Origin of the sequence: Affinundibacterium flavidum (assembly GCF_014284175.1) — a bacterium.
Taxonomy (GTDB): Bacteria; Pseudomonadota; Gammaproteobacteria; order Burkholderiales; family Burkholderiaceae_D; genus Undibacterium; species Undibacterium flavidum.
On sequence record NZ_JACOGA010000025.1, the window covers coordinates 23,752 to 46,077 of the forward strand.

Genomic DNA, 22,326 nt, shown 5'->3' on the forward strand with positions numbered 1-22,326 from the left:
GGTCATCTGATCGGGCGTGGATTGAAACTTCGCAAGTTGAAAGTGGTTGGTGCGTCATCATCAGATTCGCCCGGTCATCTGATCGGGCGTGGATTGAAACATGTCTGGATTGACGATTGCCCATTGGCCATAGTGATTCGCCCGGTCATCTGATCGGGCGTGGATTGAAACAATTTGGAAGCGAAACGGAAAAGCTTTACTTGTTGATTCGCCCGGTCATCTGATCGGGCGTGGATTGAAACCAGTTTTAACGTAATCTGATCGCATAAGTGTCAGGATTCGCCCGGTCATCTGATCGGGCGTGGATTGAAACTGAAAATTACGCATTCAGTGATCAGCGTGCAGAGAGATTCGCCCGGTCATCTGATCGGGCGTGGATTGAAACTCGGTTAGTCCTCAAGCATTCGTCAAAGATCAAAGATTCGCCCGGTCATCTGATCGGGCGTGGATTGAAACAAGCGGTGGTCGCTCATTGCATCAACGATGAGAGGATTCGCCCGGTCATCTGATCGGGCGTGGATTGAAACCCGTTATGATGCAGCAAAGCATGAAGGTATTCAAGATTCGCCCGGTCATCTGATCGGGCGTGGATTGAAACATCGTTCAATATGTCAGGCTGTGCGGTGTATAAAGATTCGCCCGGTCATCTGATCGGGCGTGGATTGAAACAGCACAATCGAATTGGCAGCAACTGGTGACGCTAGATTCGCCCGGTCATCTGATCGGGCGTGGATTGAAACAAGTCTCCGATGTGGTTGATCCTATGGTATCGGCGCGATTCGCCCGGTCATCTGATCGGGCGTGGATTGAAACGCCATGAGCTTAGCAGGCGAACTAAAGCCAGGCGGATTCGCCCGGTCATCTGATCGGGCGTGGATTGAAACTGCATTAATACCGCAGAACTACAAACGCGAAGACGATTCGCCCGGTCATCTGATCGGGCGTGGATTGAAACAGTTATGATATTGTGACTGGTGCATTATCTGTTGATGGATTCGCCCGGTCATCTGATCGGGCGTGGATTGAAACCCTGCAGCGGTAGCTTCACGCATTCGCGTAATCAGGATTCGCCCGGTCATCTGATCGGGCGTGGATTGAAACAGCTTGATTTGTGAGCGCCTCCCGCAAGAGGAAATGATTCGCCCGGTCATCTGATCGGGCGTGGATTGAAACATGATCCAACCCTCGCAAACAATTTGCCCTCGGGGATTCGCCCGGTCATCTGATCGGGCGTGGATTGAAACGCCAGCTGTGCGCGTTGGTGGTGGCTGCTATTCGCGATTCGCCCGGTCATCTGATCGGGCGTGGATTGAAACCACGTTAACCAGATCTGATCGCAACTCAGCAGGCTGATTCGCCCGGTCATCTGATCGGGCGTGGATTGAAACTAAGAAACTGGGTGTCACGCCGCAACGCATCAGGATTCGCCCGGTCATCTGATCGGGCGTGGATTGAAACACGAATCGCCAGAGTGGCTGAATCACGCTCACCTGATTCGCCCGGTCATCTGATCGGGCGTGGATTGAAACAAACGTATCTTCGACAAGCTGGCGGCACTTCATGGATTCGCCCGGTCATCTGATCGGGCGTGGATTGAAACTGCAAATGTACGAGCAATCAAATCTAAACGCATAGATTCGCCCGGTCATCTGATCGGGCGTGGATTGAAACAAGCGCAAAAGACTATTTGCCGCTAGTACAGGCAGATTCGCCCGGTCATCTGATCGGGCGTGGATTGAAACTGGATTGAACACAGGCATGACCAGAACAGTGAAAGATTCGCCCGGTCATCTGATCGGGCGTGGATTGAAACAAAATCCTATGGACGGTCGGCTGCGACACTTTAGATTCGCCCGGTCATCTGATCGGGCGTGGATTGAAACAGATTTTGCCCAAGTTGAGGGATTTGGGATAAAGATTCGCCCGGTCATCTGATCGGGCGTGGATTGAAACTTACAATACATCGCGGACCAAAACCAAGCGGCGAGATTCGCCCGGTCATCTGATCGGGCGTGGATTGAAACAATTTTGTTAATCTCAAGCTGTCCCGCTATCTGAGATTCGCCCGGTCATCTGATCGGGCGTGGATTGAAACTTGCTGACCATAATTATGAGTATTGAATATATTCGATTCGCCCGGTCATCTGATCGGGCGTGGATTGAAACATTAAGTTCTGAGCGTAAAAAGATCGCTCTTGTGCGATTCGCCCGGTCATCTGATCGGGCGTGGATTGAAACACGTAACATTCATTACGAGCAGCTACGCGAATGGATTCGCCCGGTCATCTGATCGGGCGTGGATTGAAACTCTAATACATCAGGGAACCAAGGATTATCCAGCCGATTCGCCCGGTCATCTGATCGGGCGTGGATTGAAACAGGTGAATGGTGCTGGTGAAAACGGTGAGCATTTGGATTCGCCCGGTCATCTGATCGGGCGTGGATTGAAACTCAATGTCTTGTTGCAAGTAACCCATGAGATTCAGATTCGCCCGGTCATCTGATCGGGCGTGGATTGAAACTCAATGTCTTGTTGCAAGTAACCCATGAGATTCATGATTCGCCCGGTCATCTGATCGGGCGTGGATTGAAACTGCTATATTGTCCTTGGCAATACCGCTAAGCTTATGATTCGCCCGGTCATCTGATCGGGCGTGGATTGAAACTTTTGCAACAAAGCGTCTTTCATCCAAACATACGGATTCGCCCGGTCATCTGATCGGGCGTGGATTGAAACATTACAACAGATACGCAATCGTCAGGCGGCTGCATGATTCGCCCGGTCATCTGATCGGGCGTGGATTGAAACAGGTTTGGTATGGTGTAAGGTCTGATGAATCGCCGATTCGCCCGGTCATCTGATCGGGCGTGGATTGAAACTTATTTTCCCCAGCACGATATAAAATAGCAAGGGGGATTCGCCCGGTCATCTGATCGGGCGTGGATTGAAACCCTGAGACTGTGACCTTACGAAGCTCAGAGATTCCGATTCGCCCGGTCATCTGATCGGGCGTGGATTGAAACTATCTCAGGCGGGGAAAGGTCGCCAACAGCTTGAGATTCGCCCGGTCATCTGATCGGGCGTGGATTGAAACATTACAACAGATACGCAATCGTCAGGCGGCTGCATGATTCGCCCGGTCATCTGATCGGGCGTGGATTGAAACCTGCCGTTGCTGCGCCTGAAGTTGATCCACCACCGATTCGCCCGGTCATCTGATCGGGCGTGGATTGAAACTCCGTTGTAGGACTTGCATCCACTGACCGCATCTTGATTCGCCCGGTCATCTGATCGGGCGTGGATTGAAACGCGCAATATTGGATGGCATCAAAACGCAGACTCGCGATTCGCCCGGTCATCTGATCGGGCGTGGATTGAAACAATTGGTAAGCAAGCGAGTGGATGGAAGAAACAAGATTCGCCCGGTCATCTGATCGGGCGTGGATTGAAACTGGATGCAGCTCACCAACACGATTTTGTGGCACGGATTCGCCCGGTCATCTGATCGGGCGTGGATTGAAACCAGACAAGGACGGACTACCAGGCAAAGACGATGATGGATTCGCCCGGTCATCTGATCGGGCGTGGATTGAAACAACATTGTTTGCGACAAAGTATCTCGGCATCGACTGATTCGCCCGGTCATCTGATCGGGCGTGGATTGAAACCTTTTTCGTAGAGCGTTTGAATGATTGACTCACGATTCGCCCGGTCATCTGATCGGGCGTGGATTGAAACATATGGCTATCAAGCAGGACTGACAGAACAAGCAAGATTCGCCCGGTCATCTGATCGGGCGTGGATTGAAACAATTGTCGGCATCATTGAAACGCCGGATCCGTTGGATTCGCCCGGTCATCTGATCGGGCGTGGATTGAAACATATCAGCCTTTAGGTATTGCAAATCAATCTGGCGATTCGCCCGGTCATCTGATCGGGCGTGGATTGAAACTCTGTCACCGTCGCCACAATGACTGCCGCACCAGGATTCGCCCGGTCATCTGATCGGGCGTGGATTGAAACAGCAAAAAAAGCAAGTCATGCAGGAAATCCAACGCGATTCGCCCGGTCATCTGATCGGGCGTGGATTGAAACATTCAAGATGTCGTTGTAGTCAGCGATTACCGCAGGATTCGCCCGGTCATCTGATCGGGCGTGGATTGAAACTACAACCGTGCTATTGGCTATAACGAAGATATTGGATTCGCCCGGTCATCTGATCGGGCGTGGATTGAAACCAGCTCTGCTAAGCTGCACAACGCCGCTGGCGCGGGATTCGCCCGGTCATCTGATCGGGCGTGGATTGAAACTCAGCGTGAGAAGTTGACTAAGCAAGAGGCTGAGTCGATTCGCCCGGTCATCTGATCGGGCGTGGATTGAAACATCCAATTCGTGAGTTCTTGAGTGCGCTTAAGTGGATTCGCCCGGTCATCTGATCGGGCGTGGATTGAAACGCGCAGAGTCTGATCGAACATCGATGGCATGCGTGATTCGCCCGGTCATCTGATCGGGCGTGGATTGAAACAAATTACCCTGGTCTTGAAGCACGACAACCATGCGATTCGCCCGGTCATCTGATCGGGCGTGGATTGAAACGAATTGGGTACGACCTGGTACGCCTGATGCGGGGGATTCGCCCGGTCATCTGATCGGGCGTGGATTGAAACCTGAGAACAGCCCTGAACCTGGAAAATGGCGTAACGATTCGCCCGGTCATCTGATCGGGCGTGGATTGAAACTTCGATAATCCGCTGGTGCGTCAGGCTTACCTAGCGATTCGCCCGGTCATCTGATCGGGCGTGGATTGAAACTGCATGATGCTACATGCTGGCGGCAATCGCATCGAGATTCGCCCGGTCATCTGATCGGGCGTGGATTGAAACCAGTTTTCGGCGCGCAACCGCAAAATTTCCCCAAGATTCGCCCGGTCATCTGATCGGGCGTGGATTGAAACAAAATTACGGCCAACATACAAACCGGACAACTGGAGATTCGCCCGGTCATCTGATCGGGCGTGGATTGAAACTCGATATCGTTGAGGATGACGAGGGTCTGCTGATGATTCGCCCGGTCATCTGATCGGGCGTGGATTGAAACAGCTTATGTTGCTGGTAGTGTTTATGGTTTGGGTAGATTCGCCCGGTCATCTGATCGGGCGTGGATTGAAACATAACCTCCGTATTTAAGCAAATCGGCATCGGCATGATTCGCCCGGTCATCTGATCGGGCGTGGATTGAAACAACATACCGAAGGACGCACAGGGGCGCAGGCTTTGGATTCGCCCGGTCATCTGATCGGGCGTGGATTGAAACAATATTGCCCCGTGCTGCAATCGGAAAAGAATAAGCGATTCGCCCGGTCATCTGATCGGGCGTGGATTGAAACATGCACCATGCCGTTGTCGTTGTAATCGTCAGCAGATTCGCCCGGTCATCTGATCGGGCGTGGATTGAAACCTGTTGTCGGACCCTTCATTGCGCCTGCTGCGGCGATTCGCCCGGTCATCTGATCGGGCGTGGATTGAAACTGGTTGACGAACATTAGCACCGTGCGGACAGGGAAGATTCGCCCGGTCATCTGATCGGGCGTGGATTGAAACTTACCGACCAATGCGGCGGGCTTCATGGGCAGCGCGATTCGCCCGGTCATCTGATCGGGCGTGGATTGAAACCTTAAATGCGACAATGGCAGGCGTGCGCATATTGCGATTCGCCCGGTCATCTGATCGGGCGTGGATTGAAACCCGTGCCGCCCCTGCGCCTTTCGTTGCGCCCGCACGATTCGCCCGGTCATCTGATCGGGCGTGGATTGAAACTAGGTTTCGGCATCAAAGTCGATGAAAACGGATGGATTCGCCCGGTCATCTGATCGGGCGTGGATTGAAACAGCATCATAATCGGCGCAGGCTGCGCCGTTACGCGATTCGCCCGGTCATCTGATCGGGCGTGGATTGAAACAGCATCATAATCGGCGCAGGCTGCGCCGTTACGCGATTCGCCCGGTCATCTGATCGGGCGTGGATTGAAACCAAATTAATGTCACGGATTGCCCCGCACTGATTCGGATTCGCCCGGTCATCTGATCGGGCGTGGATTGAAACCGTTTAAACGGAACCACGATGCACCTTGCGCCATGATTCGCCCGGTCATCTGATCGGGCGTGGATTGAAACAAGTTTGAGGCGGAAGACCAAGCGGCACGCATAGGATTCGCCCGGTCATCTGATCGGGCGTGGATTGAAACTCGTCACGCTTGCGGCAAAACTCCGCAAACTGCCGATTCGCCCGGTCATCTGATCGGGCGTGGATTGAAACGATCATGGCACGCGTTTGGCGGCAAGATCGCTGAAGATTCGCCCGGTCATCTGATCGGGCGTGGATTGAAACTAACGAAGTCAGGCCGGGCAGCACTTGCCAAGGCGATTCGCCCGGTCATCTGATCGGGCGTGGATTGAAACTTTTTGATGATGTTGTAACGCACGCGAGTTTTAAGGATTCGCCCGGTCATCTGATCGGGCGTGGATTGAAACACTTTTATCCATTTAGCAAGCATTGAATCTTTGCGATTCGCCCGGTCATCTGATCGGGCGTGGATTGAAACAAAGTTTCACCCGCCAAAAGCGGTACTTTGCCCCTGATTCGCCCGGTCATCTGATCGGGCGTGGATTGAAACTCACAATGGAGTGCGTATAAATGCAAATCTTTAGCGATTCGCCCGGTCATCTGATCGGGCGTGGATTGAAACACATAATCGCCAGCCACGAGAACTTCTACACGGGATTCGCCCGGTCATCTGATCGGGCGTGGATTGAAACCGTTCTCTTGCAGAAGCGTCCCCTCGATTCATGAAGATTCGCCCGGTCATCTGATCGGGCGTGGATTGAAACACCGCACTGATATTATCGGCGGCGGGGACTGACGGATTCGCCCGGTCATCTGATCGGGCGTGGATTGAAACATCACTGTAAATGCAATCGATAACAAATTCTTCGAGATTCGCCCGGTCATCTGATCGGGCGTGGATTGAAACCACCAGATAGTAGGCTTGTCTTTGCCTTGAGAGTGATTCGCCCGGTCATCTGATCGGGCGTGGATTGAAACATGTATGGATTGACGATTGCCCATTGGCGATAGTGATTCGCCCGGTCATCTGATCGGGCGTGGATTGAAACTAATATTTGTTGACATATTGCATGATGATTCTATGATTCGCCCGGTCATCTGATCGGGCGTGGATTGAAACATCTGTCTTTACTGCGCGACAAAAGCAAGTGTAAGATTCGCCCGGTCATCTGATCGGGCGTGGATTGAAACGCGAAAAACCAGATTGCCCGCACTAAAGAAGTGAGATTCGCCCGGTCATCTGATCGGGCGTGGATTGAAACCTTCGAGCGCGGCTTCGTTGTCCGGCGCTTCAGGGATTCGCCCGGTCATCTGATCGGGCGTGGATTGAAACCTTCGAGCGCGGCTTCGTTGTCCGGCGCTTCAGGGATTCGCCCGGTCATCTGATCGGGCGTGGATTGAAACTTGCTGACCCCTTCGAGCGCGAATTTACTTGCGGGATTCGCCCGGTCATCTGATCGGGCGTGGATTGAAACACGAGTACGATCCAAAAATGGTTTGGGTTGAGTGGATTCGCCCGATCAACTGATCGGGCGTGGATTGAAACCAGTTTATTTGGTTCGCCGCATTGGCGAGTGTCGCGATTCGCCCGATCAACTGATCGGGCGTGGATTGAAACGTACTCCATGCCTTCGCGTTGAACTGGTGCAAGAGATTCGCCCGATCAACTGATCGGGCGTGGATTGAAACACGATCAAGGGCAAGCTTGAAAAGAAAATGGCGCGATTCGCCCGATCAACTGATCGGGCGTGGATTGAAACAAAAAAACAAGACCTCTTTATGTGTGCGAAAAAGATTCGCCCGATCAACTGATCGGGCGTGGATTGAAACCTTGATCGAATGAAAGCCACGACGGGAACGGCAGGATTCGCCCGATCAACTGATCGGGCGTGGATTGAAACATCATGATTTTATCTTTCAAGTTATTTTCGTAGGGATTCGCCCGATCAACTGATCGGGCGTGGATTGAAACCACACGTGACGCGCCCGCTTGAATCACTTCCTCGGATTCGCCCGATCAACTGATCGGGCGTGGATTGAAACACACTCAGAACGCCAAGCCTCGCTATCGCTGGCGATTCGCCCGATCAACTGATCGGGCGTGGATTGAAACACGTGGCAAGCTGTAACGATGGATGATTGCGAAAGATTCGCCCGATCAACTGATCGGGCGTGGATTGAAACTCGGTCTTCGTCACTATCATCGGTCTTGGTACTTCGATTCGCCCGATCAACTGATCGGGCGTGGATTGAAACATCTTTATGAGATGTACATGAAATGGTCGCATCACGATTCGCCCGATCAACTGATCGGGCGTGGATTGAAACGGGCGTATCGGGCGCGGTCACAGTTTCGTCAGGCAGATTCGCCCGATCAACTGATCGGGCGTGGATTGAAACAATCAGTTCGGCGGTGGCTTGCAGGCTTTGTATGGATTCGCCCGATCAACTGATCGGGCGTGGATTGAAACATGAGTAAAGCTGCTGCTGCACTCGGCTCGCAAAGATTCGCCCGATCAACTGATCGGGCGTGGATTGAAACTACCGTTAAATTTGGTGCTTCACCCTGAATGAGGATTCGCCCGGTCATCTGATCGGGCGTGGATTGAAACAAATAACGTCCATACGTCGCTCTGCTGATGTCGAGATTCGCCCGGTCATCTGATCGGGCGTGGATTGAAACAGGCAAATCGACCTTGCAGCACACCATACTTACAGATTCGCCCGGTCATCTGATCGGGCGTGGATTGAAACGTGTAATCGGCGGCGTGGATCAGTTGGAGGCACGATTCGCCCGGTCATCTGATCGGGCGTGAATTGAAACTCAGTAGCACCTTAACCACTTGAAAGGAATTACCGATTCGCCCGGTCATCTGATCGGGCGTGGATTGAAACTCAGTAGCACCTTAACCACTTGAAAGGAATTACCGATTCGCCCGGTCATCTGATCGGGCGTGGATTGAAACACCTGATCGACGATAGCCCCTACCAACCTAGGAATGATTCGTCCGGTCATCTGATCGGGCGTGGATTGAAACTTCTTGCCACCATCCCCATTTAGATTTTGGATTGAGATTCGCCCGGTCATCTGATCGGGCGTGGATTGAAACGACATCGAGTAGCAATAACTGTCAACCGATAACGGATTCGCCCGGTCATCTGATCGGGCGTGGATTGAAACGCGAATGTAGCCAGCTAAACTTTGATCGGTTTTCGATTCGCTCGGTCATCTGATCGGGCGTGGATTGAAACTCGTTGTACAGAATGATGACTTTACTCGTACCGGGGATTCGCCCGATCAACTAATCGGGCGTGGATTGAAACCGAGTACGTGGCGAGTCTATGATCGGCATTGGTAGATTCGCCGGGTCATCTGATCTGGCGTGGATTGAAACTGATTGCCGTTGTTGAAGTTCTGTATCCATGCACAATTCGCCTGGTTATATAACTATTTCGGTGGCGAATAAAACAATTGCAGTCAATGTAGAATTCGTCCGGTCACTTGGTTACACGAGAACTGATGCCGAGTCAAAACGGTAATGAACATCGATACTTAAATCTGAGAATGAAAATGTATCAATAAAACTGAGTTTGAACCCACCGAACTCGATGGGTTCAAACAATTTGATGTAGCTCTATAGATGGCATCACCAAATTAATACTTCTTAGCCTTACTAGCCGGTTTCACATTCTCAAAACGCCCACCGCTACCACCTCGTGCTGTCACGGGTTTCTTCGCTCGTGGCGCTGCATCTTTTTCAGCTACACGGCGATTGCCGCCAGTGATGCGTTCTTTCAGTGGCACCGGTTTTGCGTTAACCAACATCGTGCTGCTGCCGATTTCTTTGATGTCTAGTTTTTTACCTGCGACCCACACGCCTTTTAAATGCGTGAGGATGTCTTTTGGCATGCCGACTGGTAGGTCGACTGTTGAGTAGTCATCAAATAAACCGATGTGGCCGATTAACTTCGCATCTAAGCCTGCTTCATTCGCGATTGCACCGACGATATTGCCCGGTGTGACGGCGTGTTGTTTGCCGACTTCGATGCGGAAGGTTTGCATAGGGATGGCGACTTTGCCTTTGCTGTCTGCGCGTTTTTTGTCGGCTTTGGCTGGGGCTTCATCGGCTGGGAACGTGGCTGCGCGTTCGACTACTTTGTCGAGTTTGCTGCGGTCTGATTTCTTTTCGAAACTATCACTACGTTCGGTGCGCTCAGTGCGTTCGGCACGTGGTGCGCGTTCCGTACGTTCGCTACGTTCCGCACGTTCACTAAACTTGCGTGGTGCTTCTTCGTTGCTGCTGGCCGCTTCGCCATCGGCGCGGATGTTGAGTGCTTGGCCTGCGACGCGTACGCTCTTTAGATGTGCCAGCATATCTTTTGGCAAATCTTCTGGCAGATCTAATACTGTGTAATCGTCGTAGATGTCGATGCGGCCGATATGTTTAGAATCGATGTTCGCCTCGTTCGCAATCGCGCCAACGATATTGCCTGGTTTAACGCCATGTTCATGACCCACTGCGATGCGGAAAGTGCGCATGCCTGGTTCTGCTGTGCGTGGGCTGTGCTCACGACGTGGGCCGCGGCTTTCGCGATCACTGCGGTCGCCAAATCTGTTGCCACGCTCATTGCTGTCGCCACGATCGCCACGTACGGGACGATCACCGCGTTCGGTGCGGCTGCCACGCGAAGGAGCTTCATCGCGCCAGCTGTCATCTGTTTTAACTTCGCGTTTATTTTTGTCGAGCAGTAGTGGCTCATCGCCACGTGCCATTTTCGCTAATGCTGCCGCGATTTCAAATGCGGGTACATTGTGTTCGCTTTCGTATTCGGCGATCACGTTTAAGAATTGTTCGAGTTCACCTTGCGCTAAAGTTTCAGTGATCTGATCTTTGAAGCGTGAAATACGTACATTGTTAACCGCCTGTATCGTTGGCAATTCCAATGGTGACACTGGTTGACGTGTCGCACGTTCGATGGCTTTTAAGAGATTTTTTTCACGCGGTGTGATGAACAAAATCGCCTCGCCGCTACGACCTGCACGACCAGTACGGCCGATACGATGTGTGTAGCTTTCTGGATCGTGCGGTACGTCGTAGTTGACCACATGGCTGATACGTTCTACGTCCAGACCGCGGGCGGCAACGTCAGTCGCGACCAAGATATCAATCTTGCCGTCTTTGAGTTGTTGAATCGTGCGTTCACGTTGTTGTTGTTGAATATCGCCATTGATCGCGGCGACGGAGAAACCACGTGCGGCTAATTTGGAAGCGAGTTCTTCAGTACCGAGTTTGGTACGAGCGAAGATGATCATGCCATCAAAAGTTTCGGCTTCCAGAATACGTGTCAAGGCATCGAGCTTGTGCATGCCGCTGACTAACCAATAGCGTTGGCGAATATTGTCGGCGGTGCCGGTTTTTGCTGCGACCGTGATTTCGGCTGGCTTGTTCAAATAAGTTTGCGCAATGCGTTTGATCACGGATGGCATGGTCGCGGAGAACAGCGCGGTTTGATGACCTTCTGGTGTCTCTTGCAAGATACGTTCTACGTCGTCGATAAAACCCATACGCAGCATTTCATCGGCTTCATCCAACACCAAAGTTTTGAGTTGGGATAAGTCGAGTGAGCCTTTGTCTAAATGATCAATCACGCGACCTGGCGTACCGACTACGACGTGCACACCACGGCGCAGCGCAGATAATTGCGGGCCATAGCTTTGGCCGCCATAAATCGGAAGAACATGAAAACCCGGAATATAACGTGCGTAAGTCTGAAACGCCTCTGCCACCTGAATCGCCAATTCACGCGTCGGCGCTAAGACCAGTGCTTGTGGTGCGGTTTGACGGATGTCGATATTCGATAAAATCGGCAGTGCGAACGCTGCCGTCTTACCAGTACCGGTTTGTGCCTGACCTAAAACGTCACGGCCATCTAATAAAGTAGGGATGGTTGCAGCTTGAATCGGCGATGGCGATTCGTAGCCAACGTCGCTCAGGGCGCGTTGGATGGCTTCACTCAATTGCAGATCGGCAAAGGTGATAGTCGGGGATAATTGGGCTTCAGACATGGGGCGGGCTCACTAGAGGAACATCGGGTACAAGAGGCGCGTTTTTCACAGGATGCAAAAAAGCATAAGGCCGTAGTTTACTCTTACCTGCCGTTTCTACCTAATTGCTTTCACTATTTGGCTCTAAAAAAGCTTATTTAGGGCCTAAATAAGGCTTAAATGGGCTGCTTCGACATGTTAAAAGAATATTTTTGCGCGAAATCCTCATGTTCGCAGCAGATTTCTTTGCGGGATGTCTAAACGTCACTAATCCCGATTTGAAAGACTTTTCTCCTTCTATTCGAGCCTATCAATTTGAGGCCGAATGCTATTCTTTTTCCTCAATGCAAGGTGGGTTTTAGTAGGTTTTTAGTGTTGTTCTGGCAGGATGGAGTTGGGTATGCTCAAGCTATTTGGTTTGTCTAAAATAAAGTGCGTGCGCTGTGATCATGAGAATCCGGCGAGCACAGATTTTTGCGCGCAATGTGGATTGCAATTGGGGAGCCCTGCGCACCAGGCCATCATGCGCCAACAACATTGGTTGCCGGCGGATGACGAAGTGGCGCTGTTTTTCTCTTTACGCTCTATCAGTAAGTTGACGCAAAGCGCTTTCCAAATCCCTGCGCGGGCACGGGCTTTTGTTTTGCAAAATGGACGTAGCCTGGAGTTGTTTGCGGGAGATTACGATGTCGCAGGTTTACAGCGTAAGACGCACGCTTTAGATCAAGAGAATCCCTTACAAATTTTGATCACGCGCTCTTTACCTTTTGCCTTGCACTTCGCAATAGAAGGCTTACATACGAGTGAATTTTTGCCGGTAAAAGTCAGCTGTTTAATGCGTATCAAAATTGAGCATGCGGAACAATTTGCACGACATTTTATGGGCGTCGCGGGCAGCTTGACGACCCGTCAGTTAGAAGAATTATTGCAGCCTATGTTGCAGCAAACTATGCAAGTTTGGCTTAGTACGCAAAGCCTGCGCGCAATCCAGGATCAGGCGATTTTGCACCAGCAATTTAATGAACATTTGTTGACGGGTATGAATCAGCAATTGGGCAATTATGGATTTGCCGCGACTGAAATCACGACGCAAGAAATTCGTCATGAAAAGTTATCTGCCGAACGCGAAAAACTCAGCGAGCAAACTACTTTGAAGGGTTTGCAGCTCGATGCGCAGCAACAGCAGGTAGAGCAAGGCAAGCTTGCCGATGCCGCGTATAGCGAACGTGAATGGCAAAGAATTAGTAAGCAAGAAGAGCAGGTCAGACTGCGTTATCGACATGAAGAAATGCGTCAGCAATTTGGCAAAGATTTGGGCTGGCTGTATTTGCAGGGTGAACATGACAAAGCCAAGAAACGCCTGAGCCGCGCTAAGTTGCAGCAAGATGAGGCCGAGCGTTTACAAACCATACGTTTGCGTGAATTAGATTTGTATGCGCAAGTCGCCGAAGCCGCAACGCGCCAGCAAGCGCTAGACCGTGGTGCAGCAGAAACCATACACGCGCTTGAACACACGTTAAAGAATCAATCCGAACAACGTCAGAATGAAGCGGATCAATGGTTGCATCTAAGGACTTTGGCGCGCATCAAAATGCGTTCTGAATCTGAATTGGCGCAATTACATAGTCAGCAAGCAGCACAATTATTGCAACAAGAAATCGCCCAGCGAATTCAAAAAAATCAATTGCAACACGAGATTGCGCAGTCGTATTTGATTGCTGATCAACATGAGCAACAACAAGTGGCGCAGTGTGCCACACAAGCGCAACGTGAACAAAAACTGCGGCAGCAACAAGCAGAGCAAGAGCTGGAAGATGAGCGTCAAAAAAATCGCTTGATCGCGATCAGTCTGGAAACTGAAGTCAGAGCGCGCGAATTTCAGCGTATGCAAGATTGGGAGCAAGAATTACATCAACAACGCCAACGTGATCTGCAACGTGAAGCGCGGATCAAAGATGTCGATACCGATTTGCAAGTCGCACAAACGCGCGATCAATTACTGAGTCTGCAAAGGCAAGAAGAACACGCACGCGCATTGGCGCAGCAAGAGAAACTATTACGCACCATAGAAGCACATGGACGCTTTGAACAGCAGGCGCAAGACCGGCAACTGCAAGTGGTACAAGCAGAGCGAGATCATCAATTGTCTTTAGCAAAAGCGGAAATCGAACGTATGAGTGCGATTGCCAACTTTAGCGAAACCGGCAAAATCGCTACTGTCGAAGCTGCCAATGCAAATGCCTTGGCAGACATCATGAAATTGCAGACGCAGGCGAGTATGAGTGCAGAGCAAATTTTGGCTACACAAGCCGGGCAATCTGCCCATGCAGCGCAGGCGATGAGTGCGATGGCGCAGATACAGCAAGGCATGAGCTTAGAACACGCGATGAAAATGCTGCAAGAACGTTTGAATGACGAGCGCGAACAAAGAGAAGCAGATCTGCAAAGACGACATCAGATTGATTTGACGTTGGCGCAGGGACTTGGACAGCAACGCAGTGCCTGGCAATTTGGTGGGCAAAAATGAAGTCGTAGTTGAGTTGAAACTAAGCTCTGCTGTCATAGGTATCTACATACGTATCTACACAAGTCGAGATTGGGATAAAACTCCCTCTCCCGCAGGCGGGAGAGGGTTGGGGTGAGGGAAGTTCAGGTTGACGAAATGCTGATTGAATGTCGTTCGTTTTATTCAGAATGTACAGATGCAATATCATTTCACCTGTCAGCCTTCCCTCGTCACTAATCTAGTATTTGCAACTGGTCGCTTGCGGGAGAAGGGCGTATGTGTGTAAGTTTTTTGAGCTATTGAACTTGTGTAGATACCTATGCGCCAGTGTGAAAATGATGTCGCTCATTTTTAGTTAAAATCATGCAAAAGCCTTTACAAAAAATTCGAGAATTGCGTGATCTGTTGAATGAGGGCTTACTCAGTCAGCACGAGTTTGAGCAAAGAAAAAACGCCATCCTCGATAATGAATTTGCACCGAATGGCCGATTGAGTGCGAATCTAAACCAAGAGGCATCGGGCGATGACACTGATCTGGGGTTTATTGCCGGGCAAGAAATTGGAGCGCAGTCTAAGCGTTACAAGTTGGAGCGCCTGCTCGGCCAGGGCGGGATGGGACAAGTCTGGCAAGTTACTGATCTCGCTACACAAGCCGCCTTAGGGCACAGCGAAAAATTAGCACTAAAAATCCTACCGGCACAACTTAGTCAAAGTACCTTGCACACACGCTTGCTGATTGAAGAAGCTTCTTTAGTGCGCAAGCTCGCGCATGAACATATTGTCCGCGTGTATGACTGGGGACGGGATCCGGCGACCAATAGTTATTTCATAATGATGGAATATTTAGATGGTGAAGATCTCGATAGTTATCTGCGCAAACATCAGCGCTGTACATGGCCGCAAGTACTGCAAATGCTGCTACCAGTTGCACATGCCTTGCACTATGCGTGGGATAAACACAAACTAGTACATAGAGATTTAAAACCCAGCAACTTACTGTTAACCAAGCAAGGTCAGGTCAAGTTGCTCGATTTTGGAATCTCAGCACGTTTGGTGCGTATGCATAATCAAACCAATTCTGGTGCACATACTTCAGGGCTAGCCAATGATCGTTCTCCCCATGCAGGGACAGCCGGTTATCGCGCACCGGAAGCCGGCAATCAGTCTGCGCAGTTCACGCCTGCTTTAGATGTGTATGCCATGGCGGTCATGATTTATCAGTTATTAGAAGGTGTCTTGCCGTTTGGTGAATATCGTCATCCGCAGCAACAGGCCAAACAAGCGGCAGGCTTAAATGCGGCGCAATGGCGAGTTTTGCAAAGTGGCTTTGCATACGCCGTCAGCGAGCGGCCGGATAGTGCATTGGCCTTGTTAGAAGCGATGTCGGCATCCATGAATCTTCTGCAGGTTCAGCAAACCAAGCAGACGGATGCCGTACTGCGCACCGAGGTGATAGCTTCCCAATCGCCACTCGATCTCGCAGCACAACAGCGGGCAGAGCAAAGGCGTTTGCGCAAAGAGTGGGAATCGCAGAGGCGGCAGCAAGCATCCGCCGCCTTGCACGCACTGGTCGAAAAACAAAAACGCCTGCGCGACGTTGAGCGTTTGGAGCAATTGGGACAATTGGAGCGACGTAAGAAGGCGGAGAAATTACGTCCATCACCAACCACTCCGGGCGAGAACTCACAAACAGAATCTCTAGACCGGGTACAGGTCAGCAATGTCAGCTGGGAAGATGCACAGCGCTATTTGGCAGGACTTAGTCAAGAGCGCGGTCAGCCCCTCTGATTGTTGTAGGCATTGCAGTTCATATCGATCAACGTCGGCTGGCAGCAATCGCAGCGAAAAACAGCAAGCAAGAAATGACGGAAAATAGAAACACTACCGTCAAGGCGGGCAGCGCAGCGTTATTTGTTTCCATCAACAATGCCAACAGCAAAGGGCCAGCCGCTTTCGCTACCAGTGCAGGGCCAGAGATAGCACCTGAAATCGCACCATAATTTTCTGATCCGAATAAGGCGTGGGGAATCGTGCCACGTACTATCGTCATGATCCCATTGCTTAATCCATACAGCAGACAAAACAGTCCAACGATCCAGGCTTGCTGACCAAAGAACAGTAAAACGAGTAGTGCCGCTGGTAATGCCGAGAACGCAAATTTGCCGACACTCTGTGGTAAGAGATGACGCGCGAAAGTCATTTCAGCGATACGGCCAGCGACTTGTACGGGACCTATCCACGCCGCTAGCGTGACTGCTAATACTGCACTATGTCCATCGCGTACTAGGAGCGAAATTAAATGCACGGAGAGTGCGGAGAAAATAAAACTATTCGCGGCAAACGCCAATGCTAATTTCCAAAAGGCGCGATGTTGTAGCGCTTCTTTTAAACTGAGATCGGTCTTACTGCTTGTTTGTTGTTGTGCGGTTTTAGAGGCGGGGTTGGGTGTTGACTCTGCAGTGCGGCGTGGATTTAATTGCGTATGCAAAGGAAAGCAAATAAATAATTGAAGTGCTGCATAGAACAGCAAAATTTCACGCCAATTCCAGTGATGGCTTAACTGCAAAGTGAGCGGCCAAAATATCGTACTGGCAAAGCCGGCAAATAGCGTCAATGTGGAAATCGCACGACGGCTATCGGCCATAAATTCTTGAATGATGGTGGTGAAGGCGGCTTCATACAGCGTTAATGCCATCGACACCCCGAGTACTGACCATGCCAGAAAATACATCCACATTGTATGGCTGCTACTGAGCATCCACAAGCCTAAGGCGCATACGACAGAACCACTACTCATTACCAGTCGGCCACCGCGTTTATCCAGAAAAGCGCCAACTGGACGGGCGATCATTCCGGCGACTAACAGACTCCAGGAAAACGCACCAAAAATCATTTCAGGATGCCAACCCGTGTCTTTTTGGATAGCCGGTGCAAGAATGGTGAAGGTGTAATACAACATGCCCCAAGACAGAATTTGCGTGACCGCGAGTATGCCTATGGTTTTGTAGCGAGAAGGGTGCTTAAACATCGTATCCTGAGTCTGTTGCGCAAAGTGTGGCGGACGTGCGCTTGAAGTCGTTCGAAGTCGCCCAAAGGGGAGATCGTTTGCAAAGAAATGCTAATTGGTACTATCGCTATTTCCAACAAAAGGATTTTGGCGCAAGGCATCAATCAAAATGTGTAAAGATTCGGCGAGCTGGGCGTGTTTGTCTTCGGGAATTAAATTAAAGACTTGCGCCGCGTGGGCGTTCAAGGCATTTTCCAATTTCTCGGCGCGTACCCGGCCTAGCGGTGTCAGGCTCAGTTGTACACTGCGTTTATCTTGCTCGTTAGGGAGTTTCGATACCACACCATCGCTGACTAGCGATTCAACTGCGCGACTGATCCAAGCTTTATCCAGCGATAAACGTTCGACTAAGGCTTGCTGGGTAATCCCGTCGACGCGTAATAATTCGGTCAACACATGACATTGCACGTTTGACGCGCCATCGACACAAGCAGTCTGAGCCCGCTGCGAACGCACAAACAAACGGCTGACTTCTCGTACCAGTGAGCCGGAGGAATCTAAGGCTTGCATAGTGAAATGAATTTAGTTGTGACTGACAACCAAATCATAGACCGATGATTTTTCGTTGTCAATCACAACGATTTAAATATATGTCAACAGGCCCTAAGCTTGCGTATGCGTTGTGCTTGTGGCTTAAGGCTGTGCCGGCACGAATTTTCCATAGGCAATTTGTAAGTAAATCTCTCTTCTGCAATGCTTTGATACAAGCAGTCCGCTCAGATTGAGGTATCCTTGCGGACTTCCAAGAAGTTTCGACGAAATTTCCATGTGCAGTTTTCACCATTAGCTAAGCAATTTGAATCAGAACGCATGAAGTTGTACACAAACGCAAGAGAGCGCGAGCTAGACGAACAGGGTGTTATTTTTATCCAGCTAAGGATCAGGCCACGCCGTCTGATCGCGATCTCGCTTGTCTTGCTGATGCATGCCTTATTTTTCTACTTGATGTTGAAAATCCGGGCGGATATTCAAAATGGCAAACCGGTAGGCGGACCCATGGTGTTTATCATGGAGAAACTCAAGCAAGTCAAAAAAGGCGAGCCTCTTCCCAAAAAACAGGTAGTGAAGTCGCAGCCAGTAAAATCCAGTCCGTCCAAGAGATCAATCACGACACCGCCCAATCCGAATGCGATTGTTGACCCCAATCTCGTAGTCGAGCCGCCAAAAAAATACGAAGATGTGCCCGATATGGCCGCCATGCTGAATGCCGCACGTGAGCGCCGCCAACAAGCCGAGGCGACAGCGGCTGCCGAGAATCGCGCCGCTGAGCAAGGACAGCGCGGCTTAAGCGCGCAGCAAATTGCAGAAGCCAATGTGCGTCGTAGTATGCAGCAAGCTAGCGGTCAGGACGGTACCAGCGGGGTGTTCCAAATTGTCAGTAAGAGTGTGCGAGTTGGAACCTTCACTTTCCGTGGTTGGAAGGTAAATACCAATGGCTGGAAGCAAACTATAGAAGTCGATGCCGGCCTTGGTGGCAATTTGGATCTGGCAATGGTACGCAAGATGATAGAGATTATCCGCACCCATTACAAAGGCGATTTCCGTTGGGAATCGAACCGTCTCGGTCGCGTGGTCAATTTGTCGGCACGGGTTGAAGACAGCGCCGAACTCGAAGCATTTATGCTGGAAGAATTCCCAGAATTCGCGAAGCCTAAACGCTAGGTCTGACCGTTCGAGCCCGAGGCCTTCATGCTTGCCGAGTTGGCGTACTGGCCTACACCGAGGTTTCCGCGTGCACGACCACAGACATCATACTGATGGAACCCATCACCAACTCATCGCACAGTATCTCGATTTGATCGTTGGCGTTAGCCGCGCCTAACACGTAGAGCAAAGGTAAATAATGCTCGACTGTGGGCACCGATAATTCGGCGCTTTGTCCAAATTGCTGATAGTTGACTACTGCTGCAAAGTCACGTTGTTCAATTGCAGTACGGATCGCATTATTAAAATTATGCGCCCATTCAAACCCGCTATTATTTCCACTCGCACGTGGATCGAGACGGCGTAAGTTGTGAACCACATTTCCACTGGCGATGATCATCACACCTTCATCTCGCAAGGCTGCCAGCTTTTGCCCCAATGCATAATGGAAGGCTTCGTCTTCATTTAAATTTAAGCTCAACTGCACGATAGGCACATCGGCATCGGGATACATTTTTACCAAAACTGACCAGGTGCCGTGATCCAATCCCCAGCTATGATCTTGATGCACAGCCAATGGTGCCAGCATGTCCGCGACCCGCTGTGCGAGTACGGGATCTCCGGGTGCCGGATATTGCATGGCGAATAGCGCAGGTGGAAATCCACCAAAATCATGTATTGTTTTCGGCTGCGTCATGGCGGTAACAGCGACTGCCGAAGTCATCCAGTGCGCCGAAATCATCAGTATCGCCTTAGGCTTGCCAAAGCCTTGTCCCAGAGTTTGCCATGCTCGCGTGAACTGATTGTCCTCCAGCGCATTCATAGGGCTACCATGACCGAGGAAGATGGCGGGTTGTGGGCGTGCAGACATGACGACTCCAGATCGAAAATGATTAAGTATTTACGTATTGTCGCGCAAAGCCCATTCGGCTGCAGCATGTGCGTGTAAAGCCGTGGTGTCGAATAAAGGCACACTCGCGTGCTCCGCCTGCACCAGCAATGAAATCTCGGTACAGCCCAGAATAATCGCTTGCGCACCCTGTTGCACCAGATCGTTCATGATGCGGATGTAATCTTGTTGCGAGGATGTAAGGATCGTTCCCAGGCAAAGTTCTTCGTAGATGATGCGATGTACGATATCTCTATCGCTTGCATCGGGAGTCAGGACTTGAAGGCCATGCTGGCTTTGTAAGCGATCTTTATAAAATGCTTGTTCCATCGTAAAGCGAGTGCCGAGCAAGCCGACTTTGTGTAAGCCTTGTGCTTTGATCTCGTTGGCAGTTGGGTCGGCAATATGCAACAAGGGAATCTTCACCGCAGCTTCAATCGCGCCCGCAACTTTGTGCATGGTGTTCGTACACAAGATCAGCATGTCGGCACCAGCACGTTCTAGGCTTTGCGCTGTCTCGGCTAAGATCTTGCCAGCTTGATCCCAGTCGCCACTGCGTTGCAGGGCTTCAATTTCATGAAAGTCCACGCTATAGATAATCACTTTGGCCGAATGCAGACCACCGAGATGTTGCTTCACAGTTTGATTAATTTGACGATAATAAGGAATCGTCGATTCCCAACTCATGCCACCGATTAAGCCTAGGGTTTTCATCCGCATACTTTCCGAATTCTTTTTTAACGCAGGGACAGCGTTTTCTTGATGATCTTATCGAGCTCAGTCGCAGCAGCTTCCGGCGGTAAAATATGTAGTTCTACTTTCTTGGGATTCTTGCCCCACACTACTTGTACTAATTTTCCAGCCGGTAGTTTAGGATGTCCGCGCACTTTATTTTTATCCCGCTCAAAGCTCATGATTTCTTTAGAGCCGTTGACTTGATAGATCGCGAACTTTCCATCGTCGGCGATACTAAATTCTGTGCATTGACATAGATGACGTTTTTCGAAATACAGAAATTTGAAACTGTGATCGCTATGCCAGCGTCCCGCTACATTGATCTGTCGTGATTCTTGAAGGTGATAGCCGTGTCCGAGATCTTTATCGGTTTGGGTTAAGACCTGCGCTTGAAGTGGAATTGCAGTGCAAACCATCACAAGCAAACTAGCGATGAATGTACTGTACCGTGTATGTTGTCGTTGTGACGTGAGCTGTGTGATCATAGGTTGGATTAAACTTCAAGCAGTCGCATAGGAATGAAAGCCAGTCCATGCATTTCTTGTTTTTCCGCGGTGGGTACGAAGCCAAATCCGCGGTACATTTTTTCTGCATAGAGTGAAGAGTTGACGGTGAATTCACCGGGGTTACCCCTTGCTAAGGCAGCCTGTTTTGCATGCAGCCATAATTGTTTGGCGTAGCCTTTACGATGTTGCTCGGGAGCGATAAACAAATGGTAAAGATGCGTGTTGTCGCGGATGCCGATAGCGCCGATAATCTGTTGTTCGGTATTGAGCGCTACCCAATATTGAAATTGGGTCGATTGCAGCCTTTGTGCCATCGCCAGTGGTGTAATGGTGTCGAAAAATTGTTCGGCACCACGTCCATCAGGATGAATCGTGAAATAGCTGACAACGCTATGTACCAAATGGCTGATGATATCAGCATCATCAATGTGAGCTGGGCGTATTTGCATAAAATAGTTTGGATGAGATGGCATTCTGATTACTGACAACATTTACCGATACATTATGCGATAAATTATCGTGAGCAATGTCATTTTATGGATCGCTGATAGCGAGTTTCATATACCTACTTGCCCTTAAGCATAGGTTCATCGAGAGATTTCCGGCAATTTGAGTTCAGTTTGGTATGCTTAGCTGGCTTATTAGAATGGTTTTCTTATTACTTTTCGTGGACGATGTTGAGAGACACGAGCATGGCGCAAGCTTAGGTTATTGCGCACCTCAGGCTGATCGATTAATTGATGACGTAGAAATGCAAGGCGTAGATCGATCAATGACAAGATGAAAAACCTAGGTGCAGTAGAGCGCAAC

10 protein-coding genes and 1 CRISPR repeat array (1 of these 11 only partly in view) are annotated in these 22,326 nt (G+C 50.4%); of the genes, 3 read left to right on the forward strand and 7 right to left on the reverse strand.

Annotation, left to right across the window (positions count from 1 at the left end; all coding sequences use genetic code 11):
- A CRISPR array of direct repeats spans positions 1–9,518; the repeat unit is 37 nt; unit sequence GATTCGCCCGGTCATCTGATCGGGCGTGGATTGAAAC; it begins 297 nt to the left of the window's first position.
- Positions 9,519–9,778: 260 nt separating this feature from the next.
- Positions 9,779–12,190: a DEAD/DEAH box helicase gene (locus H8K55_RS19845; RefSeq protein WP_186943811.1), complete on the reverse strand. Its 2,412-nt coding sequence runs from the start codon at positions 12,188–12,190 to the stop codon at positions 9,779–9,781.
- Between the two features lie 379 nt (positions 12,191–12,569).
- On the opposite strand from H8K55_RS19845, the gene H8K55_RS19850 reads away from it, so the two are divergent.
- Positions 12,570–14,696 carry an SPFH domain-containing protein gene (locus H8K55_RS19850; RefSeq protein WP_186943812.1) on the forward strand — a complete coding sequence of 709 codons (2,127 nt, stop codon included), beginning with the start codon at positions 12,570–12,572 and terminating at the stop codon, positions 14,694–14,696.
- A 342-nt stretch (positions 14,697–15,038) separates the two neighbouring features.
- On the forward strand, positions 15,039–16,463 hold the full coding sequence (locus H8K55_RS19855; RefSeq protein ID WP_222612553.1) for a serine/threonine-protein kinase: 1,425 nt from the start codon (positions 15,039–15,041) through the stop codon (positions 16,461–16,463).
- Positions 16,464–16,491: 28 nt separating this feature from the next.
- Here the strand turns inward: H8K55_RS19855 and H8K55_RS19860 are convergent, their stop codons facing one another.
- Together H8K55_RS19860 and H8K55_RS19865 are read right to left on the reverse strand one after the other, a co-directional pair.
- Complete coding sequence (locus H8K55_RS19860; protein ID WP_186943813.1) at positions 16,492–17,703, reverse strand: MFS transporter; 1,212 nt, start codon at positions 17,701–17,703, stop codon at positions 16,492–16,494.
- A gap of 90 nt (positions 17,704–17,793) precedes the next feature.
- A complete protein-coding gene (locus tag H8K55_RS19865; RefSeq protein ID WP_186943814.1) occupies positions 17,794–18,252 on the reverse strand; it encodes a MarR family winged helix-turn-helix transcriptional regulator in 459 nt (152 codons plus the stop codon).
- A gap of 300 nt (positions 18,253–18,552) precedes the next feature.
- Here H8K55_RS19865 and H8K55_RS21960 point away from each other — a divergent pair, with 300 nt between their 5' ends.
- Positions 18,553–19,404: a hypothetical protein gene (locus H8K55_RS21960; RefSeq protein WP_186943815.1), complete on the forward strand. Its 852-nt coding sequence runs from the start codon at positions 18,553–18,555 to the stop codon at positions 19,402–19,404.
- Between the two features lie 52 nt (positions 19,405–19,456).
- Here the strand turns inward: H8K55_RS21960 and ygiD are convergent, their stop codons facing one another.
- Genes ygiD through H8K55_RS19890 form a run of 4 tightly spaced genes read right to left on the reverse strand, consistent with a single transcriptional unit; the run spans position 19,457 to position 21,989 of the window.
- The gene (gene ygiD / locus H8K55_RS19875; RefSeq protein WP_186943816.1) at positions 19,457–20,257 is read right to left on the reverse strand and encodes a 4,5-DOPA-extradiol-dioxygenase; all 801 of its coding nucleotides are present in this window, start codon (positions 20,255–20,257) and stop codon (positions 19,457–19,459) included.
- Between the two features lie 30 nt (positions 20,258–20,287).
- Entirely contained in the window at positions 20,288–20,989 is a 702-nt protein-coding gene (locus tag H8K55_RS19880; RefSeq protein ID WP_186943817.1) for an aspartate/glutamate racemase family protein, read from the reverse strand.
- 23 nt (positions 20,990–21,012) lie between these two features.
- On the reverse strand, positions 21,013–21,495 hold the full coding sequence (locus H8K55_RS19885; RefSeq protein ID WP_186943818.1) for a hypothetical protein: 483 nt from the start codon (positions 21,493–21,495) through the stop codon (positions 21,013–21,015).
- Positions 21,496–21,503: 8 nt separating this feature from the next.
- Positions 21,504–21,989 carry a GNAT family N-acetyltransferase gene (locus H8K55_RS19890; protein ID WP_230408734.1) on the reverse strand — a complete coding sequence of 162 codons (486 nt, stop codon included), beginning with the start codon at positions 21,987–21,989 and terminating at the stop codon, positions 21,504–21,506.
- Positions 21,990–22,326: the final 337 nt, after the last annotated feature.